8 protein-coding genes and 3 pseudogenes are annotated in these 11515 nt (G+C 57.5%); 7 read left to right on the top strand and 4 right to left on the bottom strand.

Annotated elements, in window-relative coordinates; translation table 11 throughout:
* A pseudogene (locus CRO48_RS33520) lies at positions 1-77 on the top strand (transposase); the annotation flags it as partial.
* 246 nt (positions 78-323) lie between these two features.
* Here CRO48_RS33520 and CRO48_RS22375 read toward each other — a convergent pair.
* The 3 genes and pseudogenes from CRO48_RS22375 to CRO48_RS22365 all read right to left on the bottom strand — a co-directional run.
* Positions 324-1130: an ABC transporter ATP-binding protein gene (locus CRO48_RS22375; RefSeq protein WP_052820943.1), complete on the bottom strand. Its 807-nt coding sequence runs from the start codon at positions 1128-1130 to the stop codon at positions 324-326.
* The gene (locus tag CRO48_RS22370) at positions 1127-2119 is read right to left on the bottom strand and encodes a FecCD family ABC transporter permease (RefSeq protein ID WP_374705094.1); all 993 of its coding nucleotides are present in this window, start codon (positions 2117-2119) and stop codon (positions 1127-1129) included. Before CRO48_RS22370 ends, CRO48_RS22375 begins: the two co-directional genes overlap by 4 nt.
* Positions 2120-2151: 32 nt before the next feature.
* Positions 2152-3099 (bottom strand): annotated as a pseudogene (locus tag CRO48_RS22365) (ABC transporter substrate-binding protein); the annotation flags it as partial.
* Between the two features lie 803 nt (positions 3100-3902).
* Between CRO48_RS22365 and CRO48_RS22360 the strand changes: the two are divergent.
* The 3 genes from CRO48_RS22360 to CRO48_RS22350 all read left to right on the top strand — a co-directional run bounded on the left by CRO48_RS22360 (position 3903) and on the right by CRO48_RS22350 (position 8053).
* Positions 3903-4940: an aliphatic amidase gene (locus CRO48_RS22360; RefSeq protein ID WP_052820941.1), complete on the top strand. Its 1038-nt coding sequence runs from the start codon at positions 3903-3905 to the stop codon at positions 4938-4940.
* 66 nt (positions 4941-5006) lie between these two features.
* Positions 5007-5846, top strand: a complete 840-nt coding sequence (locus CRO48_RS22355; RefSeq protein ID WP_082179045.1) for a CbbQ/NirQ/NorQ/GpvN family protein — start codon at positions 5007-5009, stop codon at positions 5844-5846.
* Complete coding sequence (locus CRO48_RS22350) at positions 5846-8053, top strand: nitric oxide reductase activation protein NorD (protein ID WP_052820940.1); 2208 nt, start codon at positions 5846-5848, stop codon at positions 8051-8053. Before CRO48_RS22355 ends, CRO48_RS22350 begins: the two co-directional genes overlap by 1 nt.
* Positions 8054-8452: 399 nt before the next feature.
* Here the strand turns inward: CRO48_RS22350 and CRO48_RS22345 are convergent.
* A pseudogene (locus tag CRO48_RS22345) lies at positions 8453-8716 on the bottom strand (transposase); the annotation flags it as partial.
* A 544-nt stretch (positions 8717-9260) separates the two neighbouring features.
* On the opposite strand from CRO48_RS22345, the gene CRO48_RS22340 reads away from it, so the two are divergent.
* From CRO48_RS22340 to CRO48_RS22330, 3 genes are all read left to right on the top strand, one after another.
* Positions 9261-10028, top strand: coding sequence for a helix-turn-helix transcriptional regulator (locus tag CRO48_RS22340; protein WP_082179044.1), 768 nt, complete (start codon positions 9261-9263; stop codon positions 10026-10028).
* 74 nt (positions 10029-10102) lie between these two features.
* On the top strand, positions 10103-10768 hold the full coding sequence (locus CRO48_RS22335; protein ID WP_052820955.1) for an acyl-homoserine-lactone synthase: 666 nt from the start codon (positions 10103-10105) through the stop codon (positions 10766-10768).
* A gap of 284 nt (positions 10769-11052) precedes the next feature.
* Positions 11053-11511, top strand: a complete 459-nt coding sequence (locus CRO48_RS22330; RefSeq protein ID WP_141402096.1) for a hypothetical protein — start codon at positions 11053-11055, stop codon at positions 11509-11511.
* Positions 11512-11515: the final 4 nt, after the last annotated feature.

Genomic DNA, 11515 nt, shown 5'->3' with positions numbered 1-11515 from the left:
CTACGCGCTACGACAGATGCCCAATGGTCTTCCTCTCCGCCATCGCTCTCGCTGCAACCGTTATCTTCTGGCTCTGATCAATGAGTCCTGACCCTAACGAGAGAATTACCTTCGTTATTTCGCCGGTCCCGCAGGCAAGCTCGAGAATCTTCTTTTCCCCGTCCCCGAGAATGTTCTGGATAGACGCCATCCACGCATCCTGTTCGGGTCCGGGAGCGATGCGATGCCCGAAGGCGAGGTCAAAGGTCTCCGCTCTGAGGGACCAGTACTCCCGGATGTCTTCTTTGAGATCGTAGTTGCGCGGGTTCACCGGTTTCATTTCCTTAACTAGCGGCCCTGAATCGGCTCTCGCGAGCGTGGTGAATCCGACTGCGCGGGACGAAACGTATGTTACAGCTGCCTTGTCCAATGGGTTCCACTTCGGCCTCGACCCCGAAGACCTCGCGGATACAATCCACCGTCAGAACTTCGGACGGTTTGCCGAGCGCAACCAGCGACCCGTTTTGCATGAGCGCGATCCGGTCGCAGAACAGGGCCGCATGGTTGAGGTCGTGCAATGCCGTGACTACGGTAAGGTCGAGTTTCCCGACAAGATCGAGAAGGTCGATCTGGTGGCCGATGTCGAGATGGTTGGTCGGTTCGTCGAGCAGAAGCACCTTGGGTTCCTGTGCAAGAGCCCGGGCGATGTGAAGCCTCTGGCGCTCGCCGCCCGAGAGAGTGTGCCAGTATCGTTCCGCGAGATGATCCATGTCCACGTTTCGTAGCGCCCGATTCACGGTTTCGGTGTCTTCCTGCGTCCAGGGTGAGTATGCGCCGAGGTGTGGTGTGCGACCAAGCTCGACCGCCTGCCGCGCTGTGAGGCGTTCGCCCGTTTCCGCCTGCTGCTCTACGAGAGCGATATTTCGTGCGACATCGCGTCTTCCGATTTTTGACAGGGGTTGTCCATCCAGTGTCACGCTGCCGACCTGAGGCTTCCGAATTCCCGATAGAAGGGACATGAGCGTCGTTTTTCCCGATCCGTTGGGGCCGACGATGCCGAAAAACTCTCCGTTCGCGACCTCGAAAGAAATAGACTGGAGGAGGGTGTTGCCACCTATGGACCAGGAGAGATCAGTCGCCGATAGCTTCATGCCCGTTCTCTCTTTTTCGATAGAATGACGGCGAACACCGGCGCGCCCACCAGCGCGGTCACCACGCCGACTGGCAGAACCTGTCCGGGGATGAGGGTGCGTGAAAATATGTCCGCGAGGATCATGAAAACCGCCCCGATGAGCGCCGACGCGGGCAGCAGCACACCGTGTCTCACACCTACCAGCATGCGTGCGGCATGGGGTATTACTAGGCCCACAAACCCTATCGAGCCGACGATAGACACCATCGTCGCGGTCATAACGGCTGACGCGCCGATAACGACGATCTGGGTCCGGAGCACGGATATGCCGAGTGACGCCGCCGAGTTCGAGCCGAACGCGAACGCGTCAAGCGCGCGCGAGTGCCTTAGACAGATCACGAGGCCGAGTAGTGTTGCCGGAATAGCCAGGTACGCGTCCGGCCATCTTACGCCGGACAGATTTCCAAGAAGCCAGAACATGATTCCACGCGCCTGCTCGGCGGTAGCTGCCTTTGTTACGATAAAGGACGTCAACGCGTTGAAGAGTTGTGAACCGGCGACCCCTGCCAGGATGATGGCGGTCGTTCCGGTGCCGGTTTTCATGGCGAGGAGGCTTATCAGCAAGAATGCCGTCAGCGCGCCGAGGAAAGCACCGAGGGGCAGGCTCAGCATGCTGGTGCCCAGCCCGAGGATGGCGACACTCACCGCTCCCGTAGAGGCTCCTGCAGAAATACCGAGGATATAGGGATCGGCCAGAGGGTTGCGCAGGAGGGACTGAAGCACTACCCCGGAGATAGCGAGCGCGGAACCGCAACATGCGGCCACGACTGCGCGGCTAAGCCGATAGCTCCATACGATGCCTTCATCGAGCGGGGACACGGCGTATCCGGCCCCCCATAGCCTGTTGGCTATCGTCTGCGCGACGGTCGCAATGGGGATCGCCGTCTCGCCGATCGCGGCCCCCATACAGACGCTTATCAGAAGGATGGCGAGCGCGCCAAGGGCCATTCCGGTCTTGAAGAAAGGCGAGCCCGGACTGGTCATTTCGACAGTCCGGCTTTCTGGACCGCATCCGCCAGTACTTCGATGCCCTCGATGGTCCGTATTGTCGGATTCATGGCCTGCGCATCCATTGGAAAGATGTGGCCTTTCTCGACGGACGGCATCAACTTCGTCACGGGATCGCTTTTGAGGAACGACACCTTCGATTTCAAGCTGTCCATCGGATAGCGACGCCGTTCCATAGATCCGGCGACAATGACAGTAGGGTTCTTCTTGGCGATCGTTTCCCAACCGACCGTCGGCCATTCATCATCGGTCTCAATGACGTTCTTGATACCGAGCGCGGACATTATGTAGCCAGGGGCACCATTTTTCCCTGCGACGTAGGGGTCTGCCTGCGCAGCGCTCGAGAACCAGAACACGGCCGACACTTTTCCGTCCAGTCCGGCGACTTTTGCCCGTGCCGTTTCCTCTCTTTTCTTGAGGTCTGCGACAACCGCTTCTCCCTTGTCGTGGATATCGTAGATCGCGGCCAGGTCACGGATTTCCTGATAGACGAGGTCCATGGTGAAGACCTGATGTCTGACCCCGTCACTTGCCGCCGAATTCTCTTTACCCACACAATCCGAGGGAGATGTGTAGACCGGAATTCCGAGTTCCTCGAACTGTTCGGGTTTCGCCACCACACCTTCAGGTCCCACCTGCCATTGGAATTGGACGGTGATCAAATCCGGCCTTTTCGAGAGAACACTCTCGAAACTCGGATCGTTGTCCGCCAGACGTTCGATCCTGGAGTCGATTTCTTCATATCCTTTGAGAACCGGACCCACCCAGAGAGCGGTACCAACGACTTTGTCCGCCAGACCCAGTTTGTAGAGGATTTCGGTGCTGCTCTGGCCGATCGACACCGTCCTGGTGGGGGCGCTCTTGATCGTGATATCACGCCCGCAATTCTGTATTGTGAGCGGATACGACGTCTCGGCCGCATGCGCTGCGGACGTGAGCGCGCTGGCGAAAAAGATGGGGCAGAGGGCGCGGATAAGGATGTTCACCGAGTTCCCCTTGTCGGTTTTTATGACGCCGTTCCCGGACGCGAGGCGCTTTCGTGCGCCCGCATGCAGAAACAAAAAAACCACGTTCCGCAAAGCGAAAAACGTGGGGCGTCATTACCTTTGATTTGGATGGCATTATTGCCAGCAGAGAAAAGTTAGCTAACACGTACTATGACGTCAACAACTTTTGTTGGCGCGTAGCTTGTACCTCCCGAACGCTTTTCCACTCTATGCCTGCCAACTCGTTGTTGACTCGGGCCAATCTGTATCCTAGTCTTTACCAGATCAGAATGGCAAAGATGCCATCGAAATACGGGTGATGTGACCCCACGCTTTTCGCTTTGCGGAACGTGGGTTTTTTGTGTTCGGTTCTCGCCGGGCAGCTTGTCGGCAACAGAGCCGAATTACACAGGAGGCAAAAAGGCCCCGGAACGGACTGCTCGCGAGCAGGCCGTTCCGGGGCCTTTTTTATTCCTGCAGGGGAGAATGAAACGAAGGCGGAGCGACCGGTCGAACAGGACTTAACGAAGTCCAGTCTACCGCCCCAATCGATGGTGAGGGTCCCTTTCGGGGCGTGAACCCACGTTGGCGCTCCGCAGCAGCAGACGACCGTTTCGCGGGGCGGGCCTCCCACCGCTTCGCGTCCACCGCAACCGAGGCCTGCGTTAACTAGAAATGCAGGCCTCGGAAAACGACCATCCACCAAACCCAGAAATATCAATGTGAGGAGAACGACTATGTACCACGGCGATATCACCAGCAGCAAAGACACGGTCGGCGTTGCCGTCGTGAATTACAAGATGCCAAGGCTTCACACGAAAGCCGAAGTTCTCGAGAACGCGCGCAATATCGCGAACATGATCGAGGGAATGAAAGTCGGCCTCCCGGGCATGGACCTCGTGATCTTCCCGGAATATTCCACCCACGGGATCATGTACGATTCCAAGGAAATGTACGAAACCGCCTCCCAGATTCCCGGCGACGAAACCGCGATCTTCTCCGAGGCATGCCGCAAGGCGAATGTGTGGGGCGTCTTCTCCCTGACGGGCGAACGTCACGAGGAGCATCCCAAGAAGGCTCCCTATAACACGCTCATCCTCATGAACAACAAGGGTGAGATCGTCCAGAAGTACCGGAAAATCATGCCCTGGGTTCCGATCGAGGGCTGGTATCCGGGCGATTGCACATACGTCTCCGAAGGCCCTAAAGGCCTCAAGATCAGCCTTATCATCTGCGATGACGGAAATTATCCCGAGATCTGGCGTGACTGCGCGATGCGCGGCGCGGAACTGATCGTCCGCTGCCAAGGCTACATGTATCCGGCAAAGGACCAGCAGGTCCAGATGTCGAAATCCATGGCATGGGCTAATAACGTCTACGTCGCAGTGGCGAATGCTGCGGGTTTCGACGGCGTCTATTCCTACTTCGGTCATTCCGCCATCGTCGGCTTTGACGGCCGGACGCTCGGCGAATGCGGCACCGAGGAAAACGGCATCCAGTATGCCCAGCTCTCCGTGTCGGCGATCAGGGACGCCCGTAAGAACGGTCAGTCCCAGAACCACCTCTTCAAGCTTCTCCACCGCGGCTACACGGGCCTCATCAACTCGGGTGACGGCGACAAGGGTACGGCTGCATGCCCGTACAACTTCTATGCGAAGTGGATCAGCGATCCGGAGGGCACGCGCGAAATGGTCGAGGCCATGACCCGTGGCACTGTCGGAACGGAGGAATGCCCGATCGAGGGTATTCCCAATTCCACGACCGCCCATCGTTGATGCCGTGAGCGGCACTCTCCCGGCGGGCGGCCTGCCCCCCGGGAGAGTTCATACAAGGATATCAGCATGCAGCCCAGGAACAACCTCGATCAAGCGTCCGTCATACCCGACGCCCTGAAGGATTTCACGATCGTTGAGGAGCCGTTTTACCGAGCTTCGGGTGAGGAAGTCGCGCTGTTCGAGGCCGCTTACCGGATGCGCATCCCCGTCATGCTCAAGGGGCCGACCGGATGTGGCAAGACCCGTTTCGTGGAACATATGGCATGGCGTCTCGGCCAGCCCCTGGTGACCGTTTCCTGCCACGAAGACATGACGGCCGCCGACCTCGTAGGGCGCTTTCTGCTCGACGCCGACGGCACCAAGTGGCACGACGGCCCACTCACCATGGCGGCCCGCCTTGGTGCGATATGCTATCTCGACGAAATAGTGGAAGCGAGGCAGGACACTACCGTCGTTATCCATTCTCTGACCGACGACCGTCGTATTCTCCCGTTGGAGAAAAAGAACGAGGTGGTCCGCGCTCATCCGAATTTCAGGATCGTCGTGTCCTACAATCCCGGATATCAAAGCGTCCTGAAAGACCTCAAGGAATCTACGAAGCAGCGGTTTTCGGCGATCGGCTTCGATTATCCGGACGACTTGGCGGAAGCGGAGATCGTGGCGAAGGAAGCGGGCGTGGACTCCGCTATAGCGAGCGCACTGGTTCGCGTCGCGCAGCGGTCGCGCAATCTACGCGGTCACGGTCTCGACGAGGGGGCATCGACGCGAATGTTGATCCATGCCGCCATGTTGACGAGACAGGGCATTCCGATCGCCCAAGCCTGTCGGATGGCGATCGTTCTCCCTATCACCGACGACCCCGACGTCCGCGAAGCGTTGACCGCCGCCGTATCGGTCTGTTTCTAATGGCTTCGCACGCTGACCTCCTGAATGCCGGGCGATGGGATGACGAGTGGAAGTCGGCTCACGAAAGAATCGACCAAGCCGGGTACGGTGATCTCGTCGCCAGCGCCTACCGTCAACGGGGACCCGAGCTCGCGGATATCGTGGGGCTCGAGCCCGTACTGAGGTTGGGTCGTGCAGTCTCGGAGTTCGCGATCCGGACGGACAAGCGGACCACTTCCATTTTACCGGACAGCGCCGTCGCCGTAGCGGAACTCCTTTACCGACCGGACGCAGTCATCGAATGGCTGCTCATCGTGGAGAATGCGGCGAAGGCCGCTCCCTCAGCGGTCGTCGTGCTGCTGGAGAACAGCGCCAAAATCCTCGACAGGGTCGATCTCGCCGGGTTCAAAGCGTTCGTGTCGATGGGGCTCGCCATCGGACGTCGCCACCCAGAAAGGCAGGCGGCATTCTTCAAAATGGAAGACCCGGAGGCGAGGCGCTTCTTCGATGTCGAGGAGGGTGCAGATCGATACGCCGCCCTGCAGGGAACGCTTAGACCGTACCTACGCGCCGTGTGGGGCATAGAGCCACCCATGCAGGTCGCCGCACCCGACATGCCCGAGCCGATGCGACGCCGCGTGGGGTTCGGCGGCGGAGGCATCCGCATGCCTCCCTCGTTTGCCGGGTTCGACGGTGAAGAGTCGCGTCGTATCTATCGCGCCGCCGTCGCTCACGTAGGCGCTCATCATCACTACACGGAGCAGCTTTTCCCAGTCGGAGCGTTAAAGCCATTTCAGCTCGCCGTCATTTCCGTGATCGAGGACGCTCGCGTAGAACGCCTGGCGATCCGCGAGTTGCCGGGTCTCGCAGAACTTTGGCTGCCTTTTCACGTCGCCAAGCCCGGCGGCCCGCCCTTGGCCACGGCGCTCCTGGCTAGGCTTGCGAGAGCCTTGATCGACGGCGACTACCGCGACCCAGATGGCTGGATCGAAAAGGGACGAACGCTGTTCGAACAAGCAGCGGACTTCGATCTGTCCGACCAGTCACTCAGCAGGACCATCGGCGGTCTCCTCGGCAACGACCTCGGTCAGATGCGTATCCGGTTCGATGCCAAGGGGTATGTCGTCCAGCCCGCATATCGCGACGACAACATCGGTATCTGGGATTTCGGCGACGCCGCGGAACCGGCAATCGAAATGCAGGACATCGTCGAAGGCGCTCGGGTCGAGCAGCAGCAGCGCGACGACGGTAAACCGGATGATGAAGCCGAAGACATAAACGATAGCGAGGCTGTCGGGAAGGTCTCCCTGAACCGCGATGCGTCCGAAGGGATTCTGGTCGCCCGGTATCCCGAATACGATTACCTCGTGCGCAAGGATCGCACCGAATGGTGTTCCGTTCGAGAACACCGGGTTCCGGAAAAGCCGGCCGATGCGATCATTCTCGCCGAGAAGGCACATGCCGATATCTCGTCGAAGCTGGCGAACATGATCCGTGCCGCGCGGACGGGCCGAACCGAACGCTTGCGACGGCAGGCCGACGGCGATGTTATCGACATGGACGCCTGCATCGACGCCGCGATTTCCAGTCGGATGAACGTAGCTCCCGATTTCAGGGTCTACAGCCGCTACGAACGGAGAAGTCGAGACCTTTCCGTCCTGATCTTGCTCGACGTGTCGAACTCCACCGACGATGCCGTTCAGGGCGGGTCGAGGAAAGTCCTCGACGTGGAGCGCGTTTCAACTGCCCTGCTTTCAAGCACGATAGCCGGGCTAGGCGACAAGTTCGCCTTGGCGGCATTCTGTTCGGACACACGTGAAGATGTCCGGTATTTCCGGATCAAGGATTTCGCTGAGCCCTACGATCTCAGGACCAAGATGCGTCTCGCGGGTCTGGATAGCGGGATGTCCACCCGGCTCGGAACGGCTATCAGGCATGCTGCCGAGGACCTTTCGCGGCAACGAAGCTACCGACGCCTGTTGCTCGTGGTCACCGACGGGGAGCCCTCGGATATCGACGTGGACGACGAACGTTACCTCGTGGAGGACGCCCGGGTCGCGGTCCATTCAGTCAATCAGAAGGGCATCGACACGTTCTGCGTGGCGCTCGGCTCCGACGCACCGTCCTACGCCGACCGGATTTTCGGTCGCAAGGGAGCGACGACGGTAACGAGGGTCGAGCAACTGCCGTCCCACCTTCCGGCGATTTTTCACAGGCTGACCCGATAGGGGCGAGCCTGGCCAACACATCAAGAGCATAGTGAGGAGGAGTACCGATGTCACAGAAGGTTTATCCGGTACAGCAACCGGTCAAGGACCGCGCGCTTATCGATAGGACCAAATACGACCAGTGGTACGCGGCAAGCGTTGGCGACCCTGCATTCGCCTGACGCTCCCGGCTCGATTGCAAGGCTCGGGAATAGTGATGACGAAACAGTGGATCAACATGCCGTAAGCCCTGTGCAAAAAAGCGGGCTTCGTGCCCGAACCATTTATTGGGAACGGCGTGTGCGGATCTCATCATGGCCTGGCTGCAACCGCAGCCCACTCGCGAGAGGCCGGATACATTTATGCAACTGGAATCGTCATTTGCGACGTCGCGAACCCTTGCACGGACGGGGCGGACCATACATTCTTTCCCAAAAGGTCTTTCAAAGCCGCATTGTCGAGCATCGCGTCCGCCAATAGCCGCTTCAGCTTCGTGTTCTCGTCCTCCAGCGTCTTCAGTCGTTTGGCTTCCGACACGTCCATGCCGCCGAACTTCGCCTTCCATTTGTAGATGCTGGCATCGCTGACGCCGTGTTTGCGGCAAAGATCCGAGACCGGAGTACCCGCCTCGTGCTCTTTCAGAATGCCGATGATCTGTTCTTCTGTGAAACGGTTGCGCTTCATTCTCTGGTCCTCTCGATGGCCCAGAGCTTACTTCAAAATGGATTAGCTTAGCGGGGCAAGGTCAGCATCCTTGCTGTCATCTAATAAGACGGCAGCTGACAAGCTATAAGACGGGCCAATATAAGTTTTCTTAAAGCTCAGCGTCGCCACTAACGACGGCGCTCGGCGTGCGCACCAGTGCATCCCAGCATCCGCGGAAAAATGCATCCATTGACTTGATAGACCACGTCAGTTACGAAAGTGCGCATATACTTTGGCACTAACGCTACCTGTATATCGATAAAGTGGCCCCGCGTTTTTTTAAAAATCTGGAACGTGGGAATTCTGTGTTCTTGAACAATCGCACCTGATGCGGCAAAAATGCCGTATTAAAATATGGCAATAACGGCCTTGGAACGACCTGTTTCTGACAGATCGAGTCAAGGCTTTTTTATTTTGCAACGACGGAGTTCTTTCAAAATTTACTGCTCCATCGAACGAGCAGTGACGGCCTTTCGACACTACCTTGGCCGGGCAACAGACCGCCTTGTCGTCAGCCTATGTTATGCCATTCAAGTTTGATAGCAAGGAGACAATCGAAGTGCAGCAGCCGAATCGTGTGGAGAAGCTAGTTAGAGATATCGGGGCGGCACCAACAGTCGCAGATGCCCTGCCACTTTTCCAACGTGCGTACGATATCGACTTTGTGACCTACCATCTGGCGCTGACGGTTGCTGATGTCGTGGACACCCCATTTGTGCGCACCACCTACGACCCCAAATGGGTGTCCCGTTACCTTCTTCGTGACTACGTCAAAATCGATCCCATACTTCGTGAAGGTCTCGTCCGACAGATGCCTTTCGATTGGCGCGAAGTCGAAATTCCAAACTCAGCACACGGCTTTCTGCTGGACGCGCATAATCACGGTATTGGCCCGAACGGTTTCTCGATCCCTATCGTCGATAAGGCGCGTCGAGCTCTCTTTTCTGTCAATTCGCACAAAGCCGCCGACGAGTGGGGCGTAACTGTCAAACAATACCGCAATGAATGGCGCGAGCTTGCCGTTCTTATCCATCACAAGGCCATCTTCGAACTTCACGGCGAGCACGATCCAGTGCCGCAGCTATCCAGTCGTGAAATCGAGTGCCTGCATTGGACTGCACTGGGCAAAGACAGTATCGACATTGCGGTGATGCTGAAGCTGTCTGAGCATACGACAAGAGCCTACATCAAGTCGGCTCGCCACAAACTGGGGGGCGGTTCGATCACCTTTACGATCGCGCGAGCGATGCAGCTGCGGCTGATCAATCCATTTGGCAATACCCCCAACTGAGGGTACCATTCTGGGGAATTTATCGGCTCTCTTGAAATCCTCATGGTGCTTTTCATCAAATGATGGAGGCAAACATGTATCTTCTTGTTCAGGCTCACGAATATCATAAGCATGCCGAACTGCTCGATCAATCGTTCCGGCTGAGAAAGCGGGTTTTCGCCGACCAGCTCCGATGGGATGTGGCAGTGTCCGGCCCTTATGAAAGGGATCGCTACGACGACCTTCATCCTGCCTATCTCATATGGTGCAGCGACAATCGACAGATACTCTACGGTTCTGTCCGGCTCATGCCAACCACGGGCCCTACTCTTCTCTACGATGTATTTCGCGAGACATTTCCGAACGCCTGCGATCTCGTTGCGCCCGGCATTTGGGAGGGAACTCGCATGTGCATCGACGAAGACGCTATAGCTTGTAGCTTCACCGATATGCGTCCGGACCGTGCTTTCTGCCTTCTCCTCCTTGCGCTATGCGAAGTGGCTCTCGACAATGGCATTGATACGCTGATCTCGAACTACGAACCCCACATGCGGAGGTTCTACAACCGCGCCGGCGCGGAGTTTGACGAGCTTGGTCGAGCAGACGGCTACGGAAGGTTTGCGGTATGCTGCGGAGCCTTCGAAGTCTCGCAGCGCATCTGCAACAAAATGCGGTTGAGCTTGCAGATTGCCCAGCCCCTATATGCGGGCCGCTCTTTTGCGGCTCGCGAAGCCGAGGTCCCTGTGCTGTTGACCGCGTGAACAAAAGACTGTGGCGAACTGCGCGACTCCTGGAAGGAGTCTCGGCTCGAATAAAGCAAGACAATTCACATATTGGTCATCAGACAATGAATAGCAATGAACGTGCATTTCGAAGGATCGGGTCTATCGGCCTTGTCATTTTCGAGAGAGATGGCACCCTTTTGAGACGGAACAATCCGCCTCGGGATTTCATGTTGGGAGATATCAGCAACGACTTCGTCCTAATGCTACAGCATCTGCGAGGGATCGGCGTAAGGTTCGGGTTCATCTCGGATGCAAGGGGGATGGACGTCGGCTCTCACAGCCCGGAAGAATTCGCGGCCCTCACCGGAAGACTCGACAAATTGCTGCAGATCCGAAACGCGATGCCCGATTTCTGGATGACATGGGGTATTTCTCCACAAGTAAGACGAGAGATACCCCAGGCAGACGAGGCGCAACGAGAAACGGAGGGATTGATCTCCGCAATGATCTTACACGCCGTTGAGTGGTATGGCGTAGACGAGAAGGACGCCATATTTGTCAACAGCACTGCTGTTGGGCTGCTTGCGGCAACCAGCGCCAACATATCGTCTATCCAGTATTCTGGATTGCCCGCGGATCGAACGATCCCGGCTCGGAGAAAAATGGAACGACAATATTTTAATCCGTCCGCGACCGTGAACGCGCAACAGCTTAACACTGAGATTCAACGGGCTTTGGGACTGAGCTGCGAGTCAGCCAAATGCAGTGAACAAGGATGAGTAT

Origin of the sequence: Rhizobium subbaraonis, assembly GCF_900220975.1 — a bacterium.
GTDB classification, from domain to species: domain Bacteria; phylum Pseudomonadota; class Alphaproteobacteria; order Rhizobiales; family Rhizobiaceae; genus Mycoplana; species Mycoplana subbaraonis.
The sequence above is the reverse complement of the archived record's forward strand: the minus strand, read 5'-3'. Positions and strand labels throughout refer to the sequence as shown.